This is a genomic window from Pedobacter rhizosphaerae, from assembly GCF_900111155.1.
GTDB classification, from domain to species: domain Bacteria; phylum Bacteroidota; class Bacteroidia; order Sphingobacteriales; family Sphingobacteriaceae; genus Pedobacter; species Pedobacter rhizosphaerae.
Map to the genome: position 1 here is coordinate 192,280 of NZ_FOGG01000002.1, position 19,742 is coordinate 212,021.

Here is a 19,742-nt window from a genome sequence, read left to right on the forward strand (position 1 = left end):
ACCCTTAATCAAACTAATCCACAAATGAAAAAAGAACCAATTACCCAACAACGAAGAGATTTTTTAAAAGCTTCTGCCCTCATAGCAGGTGGCGCATTACTGAGCAGCATTCCATTAGCAGGAGCCTATGCATCAGGAAGTGACACCATTAAAATAGCGCTTGTAGGCTGTGGAGACAGAGGAACCGGTGCTGCTGTGCAGGCATTAAGTACTAAATTTAATTTAAAATTAGTGGCTATGGCAGATGCTTTCCAGGATCGATTGGAAGTCAGCTACACCAACCTAAAAACTAAATTTGCCGATAAGGTAGATGTTCCAAAAGATCGACAGTTTGTTGGGTTTGAGGGATATTTAAAAGCCATTGCTTTGGCAGATGTAGTATTATTGGCAACCCCTCCGGGATTCAGGCCCATGCATTTTGAAGAGGCCATAAAACAAGGCAAGCATGTGTTTATGGAGAAGCCCGTAGCAGTTGATGCTGCAGGGATCAGAAAAGTAATCGCTGCTGCTGAAGAGGCTAAAAAGAAAAAATTAAACGTGGTAGTGGGGCTACAACGACGCTATCAAACCAATTACCGCGAGGCCATAAAACGTATTCAGGATGGTGCCATAGGCGATATTGTTTCGGGTCAGGTATTCTGGAACAGTGGCGGTGTGTGGGTTCGTCCACGTGTTGCAAGCCAAACTGAAATGGAATATCAAATGAGAAACTGGTATTATTTCAACTGGCTTTGCGGAGATCATATTGTAGAGCAGCATGTTCACAATATTGATATTGCCAACTGGGTTAAAGGAGATCATCCGGTATCCATTCAGGGAACAGGAAGCCGTGCCTGGAGAACAGGAAAAGATTATGGTGAAATTTATGATAACCACGCAGTAGAATTAACTTATAAAGACGGTTCGGTGGTGTATAGCCAATGTCGCCATTTTGAAGGCATTAGCAACCGGGTAGATGAGACTTTTCAGGGTACAAAAGGTAAGGTCTATTTATCGGGCAGCAATCAGGCAGTATTGTGGGACGCCAAAGGCAATGAAATTTATAAGCACAATACCAAAGGTAATGCCAATCCTTACCAAACAGAGCACGATGAATTATTCGAAGCCATTGCTAACGGTCAGTATAAATTCGCTAATGCAGACTATGCTGCTACCAGCACATTAACCAGTATTATCGGCCGATTGGCCACCTATTCTGGTAAAGTTATCAAGTGGGATGAGGCTTTGGCTTCTGATGAAGTATTAATGCCGGATCGTTTGGCCTGGGATGCTACGCCAAAGGTATTGCCAGATGCGAATGGTTTATATCCTTACGCCATGCCCGGAAAAACCAAAGTAATCTAAGCCTGCTAAGATGTACATCCGTTACCTGATCTTGTTCATACCCTTTTTTATGGCCTTCTTCTTTAAAGAGGAATTTAAACCCTATAAAATTTCGGGGTATGCACAGGGTACGGATTACACCATTACTTACTACGCCAGGGATAGTATAGTAACCCAAAAAGGGATTGATAGCTTATTAGATGTGATCGATCAATCGATGTCTTTATATAAAAAGGAATCGCTAATTAGCCGGTTTAATGCCTCAAATAAAGGTATCCAGGTAGACGAGTTAATGGCGAATGTACTTAAAAGGAGCTTTGAGATTAATCAAGATACTAAGGGGATTTTCGACATTACGGTAGCCCCCTTGGTTCAAATTTGGGGATTTGGGCCAAAGCAACAGCAACAAGAACCTGATAGTGCTGCCATTAAGCAGATCTTGAAAAATGTGGGGATGCAGTACATCCATATGGATAAAAACCACCTCAGGAAAGCTAAAGCTGAAATAAAAATCGATTTAAATGGCATTGCACAGGGATATAGCGTAGACTTAATTGCTCAATATCTCGAACAAAAAGGGATAAAAACTTATTTAGCCGAACTGGGTGGAGAGATCAGGGTTACCGGACGTAAACCCGATGGCAGTTTGATGAAAATAGGAATTGAGGGACCAGATGAAAATGGAGTTCCCGGTATCCGACACATTGCCAGTCTAGATCAGGGTGCCATAACTACCTCCGGTAACTACCGTAAATTCCACCAGAATGGCAATAAAAAGATCACTCACCTCATTAATCCTAAAACGGGTTATCCCCTAGATAACGAAATGATCAGCGTTACGGTATATGCTCAAAATGCGATTACCGCCGATGGTTACGACAATACACTGATGGCCATGTCATTAGAAGAGGCTTTGGCCTTTGTTTCCAAAAGGAAATACCTTGAAGCTTACTTTGTGTATCATCGAAAAGATGGAACAGTAGCCGATACCCTGACCACAGGTTTTAAAAAGTTATTAACCGACCCAATTAAACCTACCACAACACCCTAATGAAAAGAAGTGAATTTATAAGAAATAGCCTGCTTACCGTTGGCGCAATCACTACCGGATCGGGAATAACAAGTGCCTTTGCAGCTGATCAGGTTTCTGCTGTAGCTGCCGATCAAACCTTCCATATGGATTATGCCCCACACCAGGGCATGTTTGAGCAGCATGCAGGTAAAAGCTTTTTAGATCAGATCCAGTTTATGTACGATAAGGGATTTCGATCTATTGAAGATAATGGCTACCTGAACCGCGCTGTTGAGGAGCAAGAAAAAATAGGGAAACTATTGGCCAAGCTAGGTATGCGCATGGGCGTTTTCGTGGTTGATGGGGGCGACAACTGGAAAACTTCCCTCACTACAGGGAAAAAAGAGTTTAAAGATAAATTTGTTGAAACCTGCAAAAAATCTGTTGAAGCCGCCAAACGTTGCAATGCCAAATGGTTAACCGTTGTACCCGGTTTTTACGAACGCAACCTACCTTATGGCAACCAGTTTGCCAATGTAATAGATGCTATGCGGGCGGGCGCAGAAATATTCGAGCCCCATGGCTTAATTATGGTATTAGAAACCCTGAGCGACACGCCAGAACTGTTTCTGCAAAAAACGAATGAAACCTATGCCGTGTGCAAAGCCGTACAAAGTCCTTCGTGTAAAATTCTGTACGATATTTACCACATGCAACGCACCGAAGGTGATTTAATCAAAACCATCGACCGCTGCTGGGATGAGATTGCTTATGTTCAAATTGGCGATAACCCCGGAAGGAAAGAACCTGGAACCGGCGAAATTAATTACAAAAACCTTTTCAAGCACCTGCACAAAAAAGGATATAAAGGCGTAATGGGTATGGAGCATGGTAATTCCAAACCGGGCAAAGAAGGCGAATTGGCCTTGATTTCTGCCTACCGCGAAGCAGATAGCTTTTTGTAAAACAAAAAGCTATCAAAACCAACGAAGTTTGCCTGGGCCCTGGGCTAGTTAAACTTCGTTGGTTTTAGCCTGGCCCTGAACCGATTGAACTTCATTTGTTTAAGCCTGGCCCCCGAACTGGTAAACTTCGTTGGTTTATTCGCTTTGAACCCAAACCGAAACGCTTTTGCCGTGGCAGTGAAATTCGGCAAAGCCGTTCTCATCAATTACAATTCCTTCAGGATGTTTTCCTAAGGCATCAACGAAAGTTTTGCCTGCGAAATGCTGGCCTATTTCCATTGTTTTCCATCCTTCTTCTCCAGTGCTCAGCAGTACTGCCAACCCACTATTAGGATGTTCCTCATCTCCTGCCCGGGTCCAGCCTACGCAATTTCCATGATCAAAATAATCACGCTGTTCTCCATAAGCCAAATTTGTTCTGATTTTACTCATCACTTCCAGTTCAGGTAAAATGGCAAGTTCAATATGAATATCTTCTCCCTCTGGATTCTTGTCATCGTAAATACCACCATATAAATCGGGGAAAAATAAACACGGAATCCCTTGCATCCTTAGCAAGATAATGGCATAAGCCAAAGGCCTGAACCAAAACTCTACATAAGATTCTAGTGCCTGCAAGGGTTGCGAATCGTGGTTATCAACAAAAGTTACTGCCAGTTCGGGAGTGATTTGAATTAGCGTATTGTCGAAAATAGTCCGCATATCAAAATTTGAATCTTCTTTACTGGCGAGGAAAAAATTATGGTGAAGCAGCGAGTCAAAAATTTGCGTTCTTCCTTCGGTAAGTTGAATATATTCTTCTTGTTCTGCCGTATTAACCACATCCCAATTTTCGGCAACCACAAAAAACTGACGGTTATACTTTTGGTTGAGGTGATCAATCCATTCTATAATAAAATGCGGATTAATGTGTTTTACAGCATCTAACCTGAATCCATCCACCTTGGTATGCTCCACAATCCATTCGCCCCAATAGTTAAGTTCCTCCACCACGGCCCTATTTCGAAAATCAATATCGTTGAACATAAGGTAATCGTAATTCCCTAATTCTGTTGAAGGAACCTCTTCAAAACCTTCACCGGCAAAATTCTGAATAGAGTAAATGGCTGTTTCTTTTAAATCCTCAGCCCAATCTACCCCACTGAAACACTGATGGTCCCAAATAAATTGCGAATACTGCCCTTTTCTGCCGGGGAAAGTAAATTTGGTCCAGGCCTCTATTTCAAAAACATCACTAGTAAATTCATTTCTGTTTTCCTCATTCACTGTTCTCACTTCAATTCGCTCTAATTCATCACCACCAGCTTTATGGTTAAACACTACATCAGCTAAAACGGCTATTTGCTGTTCATGCAGGGCATCAATGGCTTTAATGTATTCATCCTTTGATCCATACCGGGTATTCACACTTCCCTTTTGGTCAAACTCTCCCAAATCAAATAAATCATACACATCATAACCCACAGAATACCCTCCGGTACTGGCCTTGTATGCCGGTGGAAGCCATACTGAGGTTACACCAATTTCTTTTAAACGAGTAGCTTCGGTGGCAACTTTATTCCATAAATTTTGTTCTTCGTTATAATACCAATGAAAATATTGGATAATGGTTTGGTTTTGCATGCATCTATTTTTTATGCTAACATAACATCACTTTTAAAGAATTGTTCAGGAATCTACTTAAAATAAATAAGCACCCTTACCTCAACAGGCATTTATAGTGTAAATTTCCTTACTTTTGCGCCTAACTATGAGTTTGAAAAAGAAATTTGCGAAAGAGAGTTTTACAATTATGAACGAGTTGGTGCTTCCAAACGACACCAATACATTGAATAATTTAATGGGTGGCCGTTTGCTTCACTGGATGGATATTGCTGCTGCCATTTCTGCTCAAAAACATTGTAACCGCATTGTGGTAACGGCCTCTGTAGATAATGTTTCTTTCAAACAACCTATTAAACTAGGCGATGTTATCACTATTGAAGCTAAAGTTACCCGCGCTTTTAATACTTCAGTTGAAGTACGACTTGATGTTTGGTCGGAAAATATTCCGAGTGGATCACGCCAGAAGAGTAACGAGGCCTACTACACTTTCGTGGCGGTAGATCAGAGTGCCCGAACTATTCCTGTGCCGGAGTTAATCCCAGAAACACCAGAAGAATTTGAACTCTTTGAAGGGGCTTTAAGAAGAAGGCAATTAAGATTGGTGTTAGGTGGAAAAATGCATCCAGACGATGCTTTAGAGCTAAAGGCTTTATTCTCTAAATCATAATTTTTACAGAAAACGTTTACAGTCTTATTTTGTTTCTGTTATTTTAGCCGTTTAGACTAAACTAAGAAACATGACTACATATACCATCCTCATTATTTTAAGCGGATTAGTGATCTTCTCCTATCTGTTTGATTTAGTGGCCAGTAAAACTAAAATCCCCTCAGTTTTATTGCTGCTGATGCTGGGAATTGGACTGCGTTTTTTAGTAGACTACCTTAAAATACACACCTATAATTTCTTAAACATCTTACCTACTTTAGGTACCGTAGGGTTAATTTTAATTGTTTTCGAAGGTTCATTAGAGCTTAAATACGATAAGAATAAGAACAAAATTATAAAAAGTGCTTTTTTATCGGCGCTATCTATTCTGCTACTTACCATTGTAGTGATTACCTTTATTATCTATCAGATTACGCACCGAGATCTTTATACTTGCATAGCCAATGCTGTTCCTTTTAGTGTAATCAGTTCAGCTATTGCCATTCCATCGGCCGCCGCTTTGAATGGAAAAGATAAAGAGTTTGTTATTTACGAGTCTTCTTTTTCTGACATCCTGGGCGTAATCGTCTTCAATTTTGTAGTTAGCAATGCTTCGGTATCGGCTTATTCTTTTGTAAGCTTAGGATTCAGCACTTTTCTAATTGTGCTGCTATCGGCTGTAGCCTGTATAGTATTGTTATACATTATGGGAAGGTTGGTACATCACATTAAGTTCTTTCTGATCATTGCCATACTAATTCTGGTTTATGCAATCGGACAATCCTATCACCTCTCGTCGTTAGTGCTGATTTTAAGTACCGGCTTATTTCTAAACAATGTAGATACTATTCAAAATGCCTGGTTTAGGGGAGTTTTCTTATATAAAAACCTAACAGCAGATCTCTCGCAACTCTATCAGCTGTCGGCAGAGAGCGCCTTCATTTTAAGAACTTTTTTCTTCGTGATTTTCGGTTTTACCATGAATCTTTCTGAACTTAACGATCAGCCAGTTTTGGCCAATGGATTCTTCATTTTAGCGTCCATCTATATAATCAGATTGGTTTGCCTGAGATTCTTTAAGAAAGATAGCCCTATCCCTTTTCTTTACATCGCACCAAGGGGATTAATTAGCATTTTGTTGTATCTAAATTTACCTGATTCGCTAAAGTTACCGCAGGTGGGTACATCCTTTCTATTTTTAGTGGTACTGGGTTCGAGCATTGTTATGACGCTTGGCATTACCTTGAGCAAGCGTAAGGCAGCAGAAATCAGGGCTTAAAGGAAGCTGAAATGGCTTTCATCTTTTTAAGTTCCATTAAAACATCGGGATGTGTTTGGTAGTAAATTGAATAATAGGAGAGTTCGTTAAGCTTAGACCTATCCTTACGCAGATTAAAGTTAGCCTGATTGGGATTAATTTTATGGATAGGCCATACAAGCATATTCGCAATCCCTGTACCAATTACGGAAAAAAATGTGGCCGCCAGCTCCTCTTCAACGGTAGGTATTTCATGTCCGTTTTTATCGACCATTTTCCCATGCGAATTCATTTTATATTCCTGGGAATCGGATCCGATTTTCAGGAAATCTACAGTCTTGAAACCTTTTTTAGGGATACGAATCTGGATCCGCTTGATATCTGCAACAGCAATCTTATTAAAAGTACCTTCATCATTTAAAATAACATGGGTAGAATCTACCTTGTATAAAATCCCTTTTTGCTTATCCGATTGGGTTTTAACAACCGCCAGGTAGGGTTTGACATGCTGGCCCTTTGCGATATTCAAAATTAAAACGAGGATGATTGTAAAATAGCTGGCTTTCATATTAAGAATCGTTTCAAGGGCTTAACTTATTTCGTTCGAGGCAGTTAAAAAGAATGATCCTCAGAACAAGACATTAAAAAGGCAGTTAATTAACTGCCCATTTCTAAAATTTTATCAAATTCTTCTGCCTTCAAAGGCATTACCGATAAACGACCCTGGCGAACCAGCGAAATATCTTTTAGGGTTTCTTCTGCTTTAATTTGCTCTAATGAAACCGGATTTTTTAGGGAATGCACCGGAGATAGATCAACTACCACCCAATTGGTATCCTCTGTTGTTGGATCCTGATAAGATTCTTTAACTACTTTAGCTACACCAACCACGTTTTTACCTTCGTTACTGTGATAGAAAAGGACTAAATCTCCTTCTTTCATGTCTCTGAGGTTATTACGAGCCTGATAGTTGCGAACACCATCCCAAAAAGTGCGTCCATCTTCGTTAAACTTCTCCCAGCTGTATTTAAATGGTTCGCTTTTCACTAACCAATATTGTGTGTTTTTCATTATTAAATCTTGTATGGTGCAAAAATAACAATCTCTGTGAAATGGGATGTATCTTTCTACTGGCCTAATCCAAAAAAGAATGGAAACTGTGAGAGGGATTTGTTCAGTGTTTATGCGCGTAGAACTCTTGATTCCCTGCTCCAAAAAGGTTTAGCTGGCAAGGGTTAAGTTGGTGAGTTGGGCTTATAGGTACACCCAAGACCAGGAACACCTTGCGGAAGATTTATTGATAGGTTACATGCCCAGGACTCTTTCCCTAATGTTACAAAAGTACAAACAGGTTTATTCTAAAATTAATCTTCCACGAAAGATTATACTTTTATACTATTTTCCGGGAATTGTTTAGAAATGACTTCCTTAAGCTGATCCTGATGCTGATCTCCCCAAAGACCAATGGTATGGATTACAGGTATCAAAGTCTTGCCAAAATCAGTTAAATCATACTCCACTTTAGGCGGCATAACCGGAAAGATCTTTCTGGTAACCAGTTCATGCTCCTCCAGTTCCTTTAACTGGATATTCAACACCCGCCTTGATACATCTGGTATCTTTCGCTGCAATTCACTCGGGCGTTTGTGTCCCTCATGGATAAACCATAGAATGCGGAGCTTCCACTTTCCATAAAGCACTTCAGCCACCATGTCGAGCCCGCAATTCAGGTAAGGTATGATCTTTCTTGTATACATCAATACAAATATAGGGCAATGGCTATCAACGCGCAATAGGGATAAATTTCTCCCTATTTGAATCGTAAGCCCGTACTTGCTGGAACCTTAAGTACTACCGAGATTTGTACAAAACAATTAAGAAATGGAAAAGCAATTTAATTACGGTAACGAGCTAAGCGGCAAGATAGCGCTGGTAACAGGTGGCACAAAGGGTGCAGGAAAAGCTATTGCTGAACGACTGCACGAAGCTGGAGCAAAGGTTATTATTACAGCGAGAAATCAACCTGAGCAAAATGAGCACAACCTCTACTTTATCTCTGCCGATCTGAGTACACCGGCGGGGATCGAAACATTGGTATCCCAAGTGATGGAAAAATTCGGGAAGCTGGATATCCTGATTAACAACCTCGGAGGCTCTGAAACACCAGGGGGTGGCTTTGCAGCGCTAAGCGTATCAGACTGGGAATCTTCCATCCGCACAAACCTACTGGTACCAGTTAGTCTGGACAGAGGTTTTCTACCACAAATGTTAGATAATAAAAGTGGGGTAATCATTCATATTGCTTCCATTCAGGGCAGGCTTCCCCTGCACGATGCTACATTGCCTTACGCCGCAGCAAAAGCCGGCCTGATCAACTACAGTAAAGGACTATCAAAAGAAGTAGCTTCTCAAGGAGTACGCGTACTTACCGTATCGCCAGGCTGGATAATGACCGAAGCATCTGTACGTTTAACCGAACGAATTTCCAAAAGCGCTAACATTACCATTGAGGAAGCTGAAAAAAGTATCATGAATGCTTTGGGCGGCATACCAATGGGCAGGCCTGCACAACCGCAAGAAGTTGCCGAACTGGTTGGTTTCCTGACTTCGCCAAGGGCTGCCTATCTCAGCGGAACAGAGTTTATTATCGATGGTGGAACCATCCCTACAATTTAATCACTAAATACAGCATATCATGAACTTACCTGAAGTAATCAAAAATTTAATTAAAGCACAAAATGCTCACAACCCAGAGGACTATGCTGCATGTTTTGCAGAAACTGCTGTTGTTCACGATGAGGGTAAAACCCATCGTGGTAAAGTAGAAATCCGCCAATGGAACCAACACTCGAACCAGGAATATCAAACCTCTTTAAAACCCCAAGATTATGATCAAACAAAAAGAGGAGATTTGCTAACCGCCGAAGTATCAGGCGATTTTCCGGGTAGTCCAGCAATTTTGAAGTTCCATTTAACACTGGATAATAACCTAATCAGTTCTCTGAAAATTACGGGATAATTCCCGTAATCAATGACTTGCAATATTTCATAGAAAATAAAGGAAAGTTTGAAACATCATAAATATATTCTTCTGGTATAATTTCTTTGCATTACAGTGAAGAGTTGGAAATTAACAGTTTAAAAAAGCAAGGAAATTTTTGCATTAATGTTAGTTTCGTAAATTTATATTTAGACCTGAGGATTTACTGATGCCTATTGTTTACAAGTCTATAAATGATCATATTTAAATATTCATGATAAAATTCAAAGAACAGCATACTATTGTTGATCAGAAATACCTAATCATGCTAATGCAGTACCTGGCACCGAAGGGTATAAAATCCTTTAGTGGAAGGTTATCAAAATGATTAGAGGCAAACAGTCATGAAAACAAAATCAGCACTTCCAACGCATTTCCTTACGCAAACAAATTTTGCTGCCAGCGATTCGTCATTGGTATTTGGTGAGCATTACATAGAGCACCGGATTAATTTCTATGCAATAATCTGGTTTACGCAAGATCAGGATATTCATTTTATAGACTTTGAAGCCTATCCCATTAAAAAAAATACAGTTTATTTATTGGGTAAAAATCAAATACATGCTATACCATCTCAACAACTTCCAACAGCTAAAGTTTTGGTATTTTCGAGCGACTTTTTTGAGGAAATTGAAGAAATATGGTTAAGACAGCTTTTTCTTCCTTTCGATAATCATGGTATAGCCATACCTGATCATATGGTAGCCAATATGGAAAATCTCTTCTCACTGATATTGTCCGAATGTGCCGAAAATCAAGAACAGCGTTTAGTGGTTAAATACACCAGTGCCTTATTGCTATTGCTACATCGGTTTGCAAAATTTAATCAACCAAAATACAACATTGATCAGCGCATGGTTAAGCTTTTGCACCTTATTGAAAAGCATTTTAAAGAACAAAAGCCTGTTTCCTTTTATGCTGAAGAAGTTGGCCTTTCGGCAAAGCGAATTAATGAGATCCTGAAGAGAACCGCAAACGTCAACATTAGTCAACTCTGCCATCAGCTTCTACTGGTTGAAAGTAAAAGGGCGCTTTATCATAACATCCTTTCCATTAAGGAAATTGCCTATGATCTTGGCTTTACCGACCAGTCTTATTTCGCCCGATTCTTTAAAAAGCAAACCGGTACAACGCCTGAACGTTTCCGGATTAAGGAGATATCTAAACCGAACAACCTGAGGTGAATTTGTTAAAATGTTCGAATTGTGCTAAATTTTAGCCCAAAAGTACCACTCATTATCTACCTGTTTCCTCAACTTTATCGTCAACACATTGTTTATTTATAAACATGACGGATAGTGCCATAGGGGCAATATCTTATTGATTAAAAGAAAATGGAAAAGTTAAAGAATAAGGTAATTTTAATTACCGGTGCTGCAATGGGATTGGGATTCGCAAGTGCCTTAGTAGCAGCAAAAAATGGCGCATTATTATCATTGGTTGATTACAATGCCGAGTCGCTTGAGAAAGCTAAAAATGAAATTGAGTCGAAATACCCTGAAACTCAAATCATCACAGCTGTTGCTGATGTATCAGATGAAGAATCAGTTAAGAAATATGTACAAGAAACAGTGGCAACCTTCGGCAGAATTGACGGTTTTTACAACAATGCAGGGATTGAGGGAAGACAGGCTCCACTGGTAGATTATGATTTAGATGTTTTTAAAAAAGTAGTAGACATCAACCTGATGGGGGTTTATTACGGTCTTAAGTATGTGATACCTGTAATGCAAAAGCAGGAATTTGGCAGAATTGTTAATGTGGCTTCTGTTGGTGGCATTCGCGGCGTAATGAATCAAACTCCTTATGTTGCTACCAAACATGCTGTATCGGGCATTACTAAAAATGCGGCACTGGAGTATGGTAAATTCGGTATAATGACCAATGCAATCGCGCCTGGAGCTATATTAACCCCTATGGTAGCGGAGGCTTTCAGACAAGTTAACCCTGCCGATCCACAAGCTGCCGAAGATAACTATGCGCAAGCTAATCCAACCAAAAGACTAGGTAGACCTGAAGAGGTGGGTAATTTAGTTGTTTTCTTACTGAGTGAAGATTGCAGCTATGTAAACGGACAAGTGATTGCTATAGATGGTGGCCAGTCTAACGCCTATGGAAATGTTTAGGGATAAAGAATAGTTTGCATGTCTAAGCGCATTTTAGCCCTGAGAGGAAAACAAGTGCATCAGGTAGCAAAGTCATCAGCTTATAATGGTAATGGTTTTAATTATTAAAGGGGCATTTCGTGCGGAAATGCCCCTTTTTTATAACCAGATAGAACCTGTTTGTGTATTTGACTATTAGATCAAAACACATTATTTCTTTGAATACCTCATAAAACAGCCCGTTAGTCACAAGCGGGACGCTTGCGCCAGAGAGGTATATCTTTTATATGCAAGCAGCAATAAAGTTAAAAGGCCATGAAACCTGGACTTGAGTTGGAGATATATTATCCATAATCTAGCTAACGATTATGGAGTTAAAATAAAGATACAAATAATGGTTTAAATATTTATCCGTCGCTAATTCGACGTGTGTTTTAGAGTTTCATACCATTACAATAGATATATTTAATGATTTCCGCCTGTGGATGTCAAAGAAGTCCAGCCCAGCACACGCTACAATACTCATTAAAAAATGTTATGTAAAATTACATAACAACATCTTTAATGTTAATTTATTAAGTATATTGTTATGTAATTTTAAAGTATGAGCGAGAACGGTTTTATCAACGAGTTTTATAAACTGCTAAATCCTGCAGATCCCTGGACTGGGGATGAGCAAAGCTTGAAGGCGCTATTCGAGACCAAGCTTCTACAGTACGGACTAACGATGAACCAGGCTGAAAAATTGCTTTCCATGCAGAAAAGAACATTGGAGGGCATTCTGGATAAATCTGCGAAGCGAATAGATGTGGTGAGCTTACTGAAGCTCGGGCAATTTCTTGGACTAAATACCGATGCCCTGTTTAAACTGTACCTAAAAGAAGCTTCACATGACATTATTGGCGAACTTGAGGATGCAAAACGAAAGAGCTTTATTGTATCTAATTTCGATACCAAAAATTTGTACAAATCAGGTTTTATCAAATCAAAGACAGATTTTGATGAAATCGAGAAGAGGATTGTCTCTTACTTCGGAATCAATTCGATTTATGAATATGGAACCAAGAGCTATATTCCCGCCTTTAGCAGAACGAAAAGAAGTGCAAATATTTTAATGAAAGAATTCTGGGTACGTTCTGCGTATTCACATTTTGAGAAAATAAACAATCCTAACGCATTTGATCGGGAGGCACTGGTAAACCTTATACCAAAGATCAGACCTTATACGATGAACGTTGAGTCGGGCTTGAAGATTGTTAGCCAGGCATTGTACAATGCCGGGGTCACCGTTATCTATCAGCCGCATTTACCCACTACCCAGGTTAGGGGTGCCACTTTTGTCATCAATGGCAAGCCCTGCATAGTGTTGACCGATCTCAATAAACGCTATGCCAGCATCTGGTTTGCGCTAATGCACGAACTCTATCATGTGCTATATGACATGGAAGAGATTGAAAAACAGGTATTTCATTTGACCGGTGAACCAGATCTATTTCTTTTGCAGGAAGATCAGGCGAACGATTTTTCAAGGGAATACTTATTTGGTAAGGACAAAGTAAAATACATAAAGCCATACATCGATAGCCCGGTTGTGGTGAAGGAATTTGCCAGAAAAAGCCAAGTCGATCCATCTTTGGTCTACGCCTATTTCTGCTACGATATGGAAGCAGAAGGAAAAGGGAATTTTTGGGCAAGATATAACAGTTACCAGCCTGATGTCAAAAAGGCACTTCGAGAACTCAATGTTAATACTTTCGATAAGGAGAGTATTGATGAAACTATTAAATATCTAAATGACCACGTTTTTAACATTTAAATATGGCAAAACAAGAAAAAAGTACAGGTAAAAAAACAAGGCCGAATTGGCTAAGGAGGAAGAAAAACTAAGGATTCTTGCTAAGACCGATGAGACCAAAGGTGAGCAGCTAGTCTTTACCGCAGAAGGCAAAGCCAGCTCGCAGCCAGAAATAAAGGATTTTAACATCCCAAGCATTGAAAATCCTGAACTAAAGTTTGACCTTTATTATAAGGGAATTCAGCGCCTGTTGATTGCTAACCTACCCAAAGGCAAAGAACATAAAAAATCCAGAAATTATATCTACGAGGAAAAAAACACATTTCTAACCCGAGGAAAACGGATCAATGAAAAAGGAATTCGTGGAGGAGATGGTCGAATGGGATACATTATTGATGCAGAAGAAATGTTACAGATCGTGATGGACTGGATTATGCAGAATGGATCGATGGTGGAGCTTTACAATACCTTGAGAGACCTCAACGTTCAGAGAGGGCATGGTACATCGCGACTTTAAGTTTTTAATTCTTCGCAAATGACGAAAACTGATATTTTTTTTCACAATCCCAGTAAAGAGGAGAGATTTAACTTCTAGCTTAACCATTACCTTATCAATTTGCTGCAATACTATCACCCAAAATACTAAAAGTAATAAAGCCAGGCTAAAATTTCTGTTTAGCCTGGCTTATTTATTTAGGACGATTTGTTATATTTTATTTGTTTATAAACATCAAGAAGACATAGAAAAACATTTCATGACATAGAACGCACTCAAGTCTCAAACAAGTTACGCAACACGGTTGCATTTAATAAAAATCTTTTCAATCTTTGCTGCATACTTAGGTTGAGTTGATGTTCGGGGGAGAGTGGTTCCTCCCCCTGTTCTTTACAACCTGGCTTCTTAGTCAAATACCCCACTACCAGTTTAATACCCCATCTTCCATTTCTCCCTTTTAAATTAATTTCCTGGCTTACAAAGCACTTCCAGGGTACCACCTTTTAATGATTTGCCTGTTACCTTTAACTGGGCTGTTCCCCCTTTTTTATCTGCCTGCACCACAACCACCAGCTTGCCGCTAAACAATTTCATGGTAGGTTTAACAAACGATTCTAATGAGGTGGCATCGCCATTGCATACGGCTTTAAATTTTCCTGCGCCTTTCACCTCAAAATTGAGCTGGTTATCTGCTGTCGGACATACATTTCCATTTTTATCCACTACTGAAACCGTTACATAAGATAAATCCTTACCATCGGCAGTTATTTCCTTACGGTCTGCGGTAAGCACAATCTGATGGGGTTTTCCGGCAGTAACTACCTGCTCTTCAGCTACAGGCTTTCCGTTGCTATCCAAAGCCACAACCTTTAATGTTCCAGGTTCGTATTTTACATCCATCCACATCAGTCTGTAACGATTCTGGGGAGAAGATTGATCTTTTTTCCTTATGCCTAAGCTCTTACCATTTAAAAACAGCTCGGCACTCTCGTAATTGGTGTATACAAAAACCGGAGTGGTTTGCCCCTCTCGTCCTTCCCAGTTCCAATGCGGAAGAAGGTGTAGCGTTGGCTTTTCCTTGTTCCAGCGGCTTCTGTATAAGTAATAACGGTCTTTCGGCAAGCCTGCCAAATCAGAAATACCAAAATAAGAACTCCTCGAAGGCCAGCTGGTATCATAAGGTGTGGGTTCGCCTAAATAGTCAAAGCCTGTCCAAACAAACTCCCCTATTACCCAGGGTTTATCATCCTGCATTACGAAATCATCGTCTGGCAGATTGGACCAGCTGCAATATTCCAAATCGTAAGACGAAGACTGAAAATCGCTATACTGCTTATCTATGCCTTTCACTACGGGAAATTTATAAATACCCCGGGAACTTACCGTAGAGGCTGTTTCTGAACCCAGGATAAATCCCTGCGGAAATGCCTTATTGGCATCTGCGTATAAATGTACCCTATAATTTAGACCTGGAACATCGAGTAAGGCGCCAAAACCCGATTGCATGGTGGCTTTAACCTGATCCATCCCTACAGTTACCGGGCGGGTTGGATCTTCACGGTGGAAAATTTCCTGAAGCCACTTGGCTCTTTTTACACCTTCGGCGCCAAATTGATCCGGCACTTCATTTCCCGAGCTCCACATCACAATGCAAGGATGGTTTTTAGTGGCACGAACCAGGTTAACAATATCCTTTTCTGCATCGGTATTAAAGTATAGGTGATAGCCATTTTCTACCTTGGCCTTGGCCCACTCATCAAAACTTTCGGCCAGGAACATAAAGCCCATTTCGTCGCACAGTTCCAGTTGCTCTGGCGAGGGCATATTGTGCGAACTGCGGATGGCATCGCAACCCATTTCTTTTAAAATGGTCAATTGTCTTCTTAATGCAGCGGTATTAATTGCCGTTCCCAATGGGCCAAGATCGTGGTGTAGGCACACCCCCTTAAATTTTCTCACCTCGCCATTAAGGCTGAAACCTTTTCCTGCCAGATAACTGATGGATCTTACCCCAAACCTGGTTTTTACTACATCCTTTAATACATTGCCCTCGTATACACTGGAAACAGCAGTATAGAGATAAGGACTTTCGGGGCTCCAGAGATGTGGATGGCTAAGCTGGATATTTTGATCGGCCTCATTGCCGAAGGTCGTTTTGGCCGTATCCAGAGCAACCTGTTTTCCAGATCTGTCTAAAACCTGGGTAACCAAACGAATGTTATTACCACTGAGTTTAGTTTTGATGTTGAGCTTGGCAAATTCTTTATTCACCACAGGTGTAGTTACCGTAATGCCCCACTGATCGATACTTTTTTCTTCCTTTATAATCAGATGTACATTTCGGTATAATCCAGCGCCAGGATACCAGCGTGAAGATTTCGCCATATTCCGGAGGTGAATAGCCAATTGATTCTGTCCAGGCTTCACCTCGTTGCTCAAATCAAGATAAAAATAATTATAGCCATAATTCCATTGTCCAACCAATTTTCCATTCAGGTAAACCCGGGGTTCACTCATTGCCCCGTCTATTTGAAGCAACACTTTCTGGCCCTGCTTAAGTACAGGAATATCCAGTTTTTTCCGGTACCAGCCCTCGCCAATATAGGGCAATGCGCCCGTTCTACCCGTTTTTTCGCTCGGACGGGTTTCTCCATTTTGCGTAATGGCAGTTACCTGTTTATCTATTTCTTTATCAAAGGGGCCGCTAATGGCCCAATCGTGAGGAACGCTAACGGTTTCCCAGCGGGTATCATTAAACCCTGTCTGGGCAGCATCTGTAAAGTTTCCTTTGGAAAATTTCCAGTCTTCATCCAGGAGTATTTCGGACCTTTGTGCAACGGCATTTAAATAAGCGCAAGCGGCTATTAAAAGGCTGAGGTATGTTTTTTTTGATCGAAGCATGTATTTTGATAATTATTTTAGATAAATAGATTCTATAACAACACTGATGGGCATTTTAACCTGCCCGTAGCCAAAAGTAAATTCAAACTTCTCAGTATTTTTTAAATTAAAGGTATTTTGTTGTGGCGATTGGTAATAAAGAGGTAAAAAGCCTGGATATGGCCTGGGCAGTAAAAGCTGGCGATCACTCTCCAGCTGGTTAAACGGAATATCGAGTGTTTGAAATCCTGCCTTCAAGTTTAGCGTTTTAGAGAAAAAGCTACCATCCCTATCAATTAAACCAATCTTAACCTTTGTCTGGTCAACATCTGATTTAATTTTAACCACCAATGTTTTAAAGTTTCCTATCTCCGTTTCTCTTCCCGACATTTTATCGGCAAAGAAACTTTGAAAACCCATCAACTGGGTGGCTTTGGGCTCATTAATGGTAAGTTTTAGATTTAACTGAGCTGGATTTTCTTCCGAAACATATGTTACTTTATTGTGCGCCCAATCTGGATTATAAATATTGATATTTTCGCCATCAGTCCCGGCATTGAAAATCTCGAGCATCGCATCCTTTCTGGCTACATAAGTCTGATAACTAGCTGATTCAAGTCTATCCCAGGCGTAAGGACTTCCTTTTATATTTGCTGGAAAGGTGATGTAACCGCCTCCAGACTGGTGAACAATAATCTGATATTTCAACAAGCCATTTTTAACCCATTCGGCCGGAACTTCGGCCAGATAATTATAGGCTTGCATTTTCCGCATCTCAATATTTTTCCAGCGGTTAGCTGCATTCACTTGAACAAAAACAGAATCATTTGGCCCTAAGCCTGCAATTTCTGCATTGATTTTTAAGGGTACGCCTGCTGTAACGGTTGATAATGCCTGGTGCTTCAGCACAACTTCTGAAACAGCTGCTTTAGGGGCAACAAACGCTCCAAGAGTTATATCCTGATAAATGCTTTGTGCATTCAGGTTTGTTTTCAGGTTCTTTCGGCTAAGCAGATAAGTGCCTGGTGAAACCTGAAACTGACCTTTGTCTGCGCTACTGACCAAGGTATTCCCCTGGTTTAAGCCCTTCACGCTAAAATCTAAGCCCAAATCTGGCAAATGTATAGCTATGGGCAGGTTAGCCCAATAAATGGCTGTTACCGCCTTTTGTGGTGATGCTTTTTCAAAAGGATCTTGCGTCTGAATAGCATCAGGCATTACCTCTAACCGCCAAATGCCCGCAGCAACCTGATCTATAAAATATGCGCCCTTTCCTTCATACTGAATAATTGGAGAGCTTCCAACACCGGCAATATGCTTTAATTTTTTAATGTTTAATACCTTTGAGGAGGTAGAACTGGTATAATAAAAGTGCTCATTGCTGTTCATCTCGCTTAGCTCATGATGGTAGTCTATCTTAAACGGACCAAAGGTTTTATCACCACCCAAACTGTCTAATCGATTGTGCAAATGGAAAACCTTTGAGGCGATTAACAGACTAATGGCTTTTGCAGGTGTATAAGCCAAATTAAGGTAATGCGTTTGGTATTCTGTATTGGCGTAAGCGGTAGCCATGGGGTCGTAGGCAAACTGGGTTGCCCATTGAAATCCGGCAGTCCTAAAACTTCTGGCCATTGCCGGATACATTACCGGTGCCATTACATCTCCGGCATCAAATTCATACACTACCTTTGCGCGCTTATTGAATGCAGGAATCGTATCAAACGGAATTTTATACTTCGCTACATTTGGCAAATAATTACCCTTTAAAGTATGTCCTGCCACTAGCCCTGTTGGGTACCACTGAAAACTATGTCCGCTTACCCCGGCCTTTACGATAGCATCGGCATACCATGGCGATTCACTGATATTGTAAAAGATGGGCTTGGTCCAGCCCGTACTTTTTATGGCGGCCACCATGCGGTTAACATAGGAAGTAACCTGTTCTTTAGGGCCACTGTGCTGTGGCTCGTTATTCATTTCGGTAGCTAAAATACTTGCATCTTGCTGATAGGTTAAACCAGTGTAAGGGTTTTTATGCTTAAAAAATTGTTTTAGGTAATTCTCCTGTGCTTTAAAGGCTTCCTCAGTTACCAGGGCCTTTTGTTTGCCATATTTATTGGAAAAGCTTCCGGTTAGGCTATCTTTTTCGGGATAACCATTTCCCCAAAAGGCGATTGGGGTTACAAGCGTTTTTATCTTGCGTTTCTTAAGTTCAGCAATCAGAAAATCGAAAAGGCGCAGGTGCTCGTTATTGATTAAATTTCCCTCGGCATCAGATATTTCCTGGTCCCAAACATGAACCCGAAAGGCATCTAAACCCAGCCGAGAAAAGTGATAAACATCATCCTGAATGGCCTGCTCTGGCGTTTGCCCCGTTCTGATAATGGCCCGATAGCCATAAGCAAAGGGAGCAGTATAATTGGTACCGAAAAATGCAGCTTCTTTATTGTCCTTTTCCCAGCGAATTACACCCTTCGCATCCACATAAATTCCCTGTTCATTTTGTGCTGAGGAACACACAGCATATAGCATCAGAACAGTGAACGCATAGTATCTTAACAGGTGTATTGGCTTTAAAGGCCTGAAGTAGAATTTCATAAAGGCAAGTTGGTAA

17 protein-coding genes are annotated in these 19,742 nt (G+C 40.5%); 11 read left to right on the plus strand and 6 right to left on the minus strand.

Going from position 1 to position 19,742, the window contains the following annotated elements:
* The first annotated feature begins 24 nt into the window (after nt 1-24).
* From BMX11_RS02415 to BMX11_RS02425, 3 genes are read left to right on the plus strand one after another with little or no spacing between them, the layout of a single operon-like run.
* Complete coding sequence (locus BMX11_RS02415; RefSeq protein ID WP_090880845.1) at nt 25-1,344, plus strand: Gfo/Idh/MocA family protein; 1,320 nt, start codon at nt 25-27, stop codon at nt 1,342-1,344.
* 49 nt (nt 1,345-1,393) lie between these two features.
* Nucleotides 1,394-2,374 (plus strand): FAD:protein FMN transferase, encoded by a 981-nt coding sequence (locus tag BMX11_RS02420; protein ID WP_245738560.1) that lies wholly within the window; start codon nt 1,394-1,396, stop codon nt 2,372-2,374.
* Nucleotides 2,374-3,300, plus strand: a complete 927-nt coding sequence (locus BMX11_RS02425; RefSeq protein WP_090880850.1) for a hydroxypyruvate isomerase family protein — start codon at nt 2,374-2,376, stop codon at nt 3,298-3,300. The genes BMX11_RS02420 and BMX11_RS02425 overlap by 1 nt, the downstream gene beginning before the upstream one ends.
* Nucleotides 3,301-3,435: 135 nt before the next feature.
* On the opposite strand, the gene BMX11_RS02430 is transcribed toward BMX11_RS02425, so the two are convergent.
* Complete coding sequence (locus BMX11_RS02430) at nt 3,436-4,923, minus strand: alpha-amylase (protein ID WP_090880853.1); 1,488 nt, start codon at nt 4,921-4,923, stop codon at nt 3,436-3,438.
* Nucleotides 4,924-5,050: 127 nt separating this feature from the next.
* Between BMX11_RS02430 and BMX11_RS02435 the strand changes: the two genes are divergently transcribed.
* Complete coding sequence (locus tag BMX11_RS02435; protein ID WP_090880856.1) at nt 5,051-5,572, plus strand: acyl-CoA thioesterase; 522 nt, start codon at nt 5,051-5,053, stop codon at nt 5,570-5,572.
* 70 nt (nt 5,573-5,642) lie between these two features.
* Nucleotides 5,643-6,830: a cation:proton antiporter domain-containing protein gene (locus BMX11_RS02440; RefSeq protein WP_090880859.1), complete on the plus strand. Its 1,188-nt coding sequence runs from the start codon at nt 5,643-5,645 to the stop codon at nt 6,828-6,830.
* Here the strand turns inward: BMX11_RS02440 and BMX11_RS02445 are convergent.
* The 3 genes from BMX11_RS02445 to BMX11_RS02455 form a co-directional block, all read right to left on the minus strand.
* A complete protein-coding gene (locus BMX11_RS02445) occupies nt 6,820-7,377 on the minus strand; it encodes a hypothetical protein (RefSeq protein WP_090880863.1) in 558 nt (185 codons plus the stop codon). The two genes, BMX11_RS02440 and BMX11_RS02445, sit on opposite strands and share 11 nt — an antisense overlap.
* Before the next feature lie 89 nt (nt 7,378-7,466).
* Nucleotides 7,467-7,880 (minus strand): EVE domain-containing protein, encoded by a 414-nt coding sequence (locus BMX11_RS02450; protein ID WP_090880866.1) that lies wholly within the window; start codon nt 7,878-7,880, stop codon nt 7,467-7,469.
* A 311-nt stretch (nt 7,881-8,191) separates the two neighbouring features.
* Complete coding sequence (locus BMX11_RS02455) at nt 8,192-8,566, minus strand: winged helix-turn-helix transcriptional regulator (RefSeq protein ID WP_090880869.1); 375 nt, start codon at nt 8,564-8,566, stop codon at nt 8,192-8,194.
* Between the two features lie 124 nt (nt 8,567-8,690).
* Here BMX11_RS02455 and BMX11_RS02460 point away from each other — a divergent pair, with 124 nt between their 5' ends.
* The 6 genes from BMX11_RS02460 to BMX11_RS02485 all read left to right on the plus strand — a co-directional run bounded on the left by BMX11_RS02460 (nt 8,691) and on the right by BMX11_RS02485 (nt 14,266).
* Complete coding sequence (locus tag BMX11_RS02460) at nt 8,691-9,485, plus strand: SDR family oxidoreductase (protein WP_090880872.1); 795 nt, start codon at nt 8,691-8,693, stop codon at nt 9,483-9,485.
* A 19-nt stretch (nt 9,486-9,504) separates the two neighbouring features.
* Entirely contained in the window at nt 9,505-9,828 is a 324-nt protein-coding gene (locus tag BMX11_RS02465) for a nuclear transport factor 2 family protein (RefSeq protein WP_090880875.1), read from the plus strand.
* A gap of 365 nt (nt 9,829-10,193) precedes the next feature.
* Nucleotides 10,194-11,033, plus strand: a complete 840-nt coding sequence (locus BMX11_RS02470; protein ID WP_090880878.1) for a helix-turn-helix domain-containing protein — start codon at nt 10,194-10,196, stop codon at nt 11,031-11,033.
* Nucleotides 11,034-11,183: 150 nt separating this feature from the next.
* The gene (locus BMX11_RS02475) at nt 11,184-11,975 is read left to right on the plus strand and encodes an SDR family oxidoreductase (protein ID WP_090880881.1); all 792 of its coding nucleotides are present in this window, start codon (nt 11,184-11,186) and stop codon (nt 11,973-11,975) included.
* Between the two features lie 583 nt (nt 11,976-12,558).
* Nucleotides 12,559-13,770, plus strand: coding sequence for an ImmA/IrrE family metallo-endopeptidase (locus BMX11_RS02480; protein WP_090880884.1), 1,212 nt, complete (start codon nt 12,559-12,561; stop codon nt 13,768-13,770).
* A 46-nt stretch (nt 13,771-13,816) separates the two neighbouring features.
* The gene (locus BMX11_RS02485) at nt 13,817-14,266 is read left to right on the plus strand and encodes a hypothetical protein (protein ID WP_090880888.1); all 450 of its coding nucleotides are present in this window, start codon (nt 13,817-13,819) and stop codon (nt 14,264-14,266) included.
* 441 nt (nt 14,267-14,707) lie between these two features.
* Here BMX11_RS02485 and galB read toward each other — a convergent pair whose 3' ends face one another.
* Together galB and BMX11_RS02495 are read right to left on the minus strand one after the other, a co-directional pair.
* Entirely contained in the window at nt 14,708-17,146 is a 2,439-nt protein-coding gene (gene galB, locus BMX11_RS02490; protein WP_090880891.1) for a beta-galactosidase GalB, read from the minus strand.
* Nucleotides 17,147-17,158: 12 nt separating this feature from the next.
* Nucleotides 17,159-19,726 (minus strand): membrane or secreted protein, encoded by a 2,568-nt coding sequence (locus tag BMX11_RS02495; protein WP_090880895.1) that lies wholly within the window; start codon nt 19,724-19,726, stop codon nt 17,159-17,161.
* Nucleotides 19,727-19,742 lie beyond the last annotated feature (16 nt).

Coding starts and splice junctions, on each gene's coding strand:
- BMX11_RS02435 (WP_090880856.1), top strand. CDS start 5,051: ATGAGTTTGAAAAAGAAATTTGCGAAAGAGAGTTTTACAATTATGAAC.
- BMX11_RS02450 (WP_090880866.1), bottom strand. CDS start 7,880: ATGAAAAACACACAATATTGGTTAGTGAAAAGCGAACCATTTAAATAC.
- BMX11_RS02415 (WP_090880845.1), top strand. CDS start 25: ATGAAAAAAGAACCAATTACCCAACAACGAAGAGATTTTTTAAAAGCT.
- BMX11_RS02445 (WP_090880863.1), bottom strand. CDS start 7,377: ATGAAAGCCAGCTATTTTACAATCATCCTCGTTTTAATTTTGAATATC.
- BMX11_RS02460 (WP_090880872.1), top strand. CDS start 8,691: ATGGAAAAGCAATTTAATTACGGTAACGAGCTAAGCGGCAAGATAGCG.
- BMX11_RS02495 (WP_090880895.1), bottom strand. CDS start 19,726: ATGAAATTCTACTTCAGGCCTTTAAAGCCAATACACCTGTTAAGATAC.
- BMX11_RS02475 (WP_090880881.1), top strand. CDS start 11,184: ATGGAAAAGTTAAAGAATAAGGTAATTTTAATTACCGGTGCTGCAATG.
- BMX11_RS02480 (WP_090880884.1), top strand. CDS start 12,559: ATGAGCGAGAACGGTTTTATCAACGAGTTTTATAAACTGCTAAATCCT.
- BMX11_RS02470 (WP_090880878.1), top strand. CDS start 10,194: ATGAAAACAAAATCAGCACTTCCAACGCATTTCCTTACGCAAACAAAT.
- BMX11_RS02430 (WP_090880853.1), bottom strand. CDS start 4,923: ATGCAAAACCAAACCATTATCCAATATTTTCATTGGTATTATAACGAA.
- BMX11_RS02455 (WP_090880869.1), bottom strand. CDS start 8,566: ATGTATACAAGAAAGATCATACCTTACCTGAATTGCGGGCTCGACATG.
- BMX11_RS02420 (WP_245738560.1), top strand. CDS start 1,394: ATGGCCTTCTTCTTTAAAGAGGAATTTAAACCCTATAAAATTTCGGGG.
- BMX11_RS02465 (WP_090880875.1), top strand. CDS start 9,505: ATGAACTTACCTGAAGTAATCAAAAATTTAATTAAAGCACAAAATGCT.
- BMX11_RS02425 (WP_090880850.1), top strand. CDS start 2,374: ATGAAAAGAAGTGAATTTATAAGAAATAGCCTGCTTACCGTTGGCGCA.
- BMX11_RS02440 (WP_090880859.1), top strand. CDS start 5,643: ATGACTACATATACCATCCTCATTATTTTAAGCGGATTAGTGATCTTC.
- galB (WP_090880891.1), bottom strand. CDS start 17,146: ATGCTTCGATCAAAAAAAACATACCTCAGCCTTTTAATAGCCGCTTGC.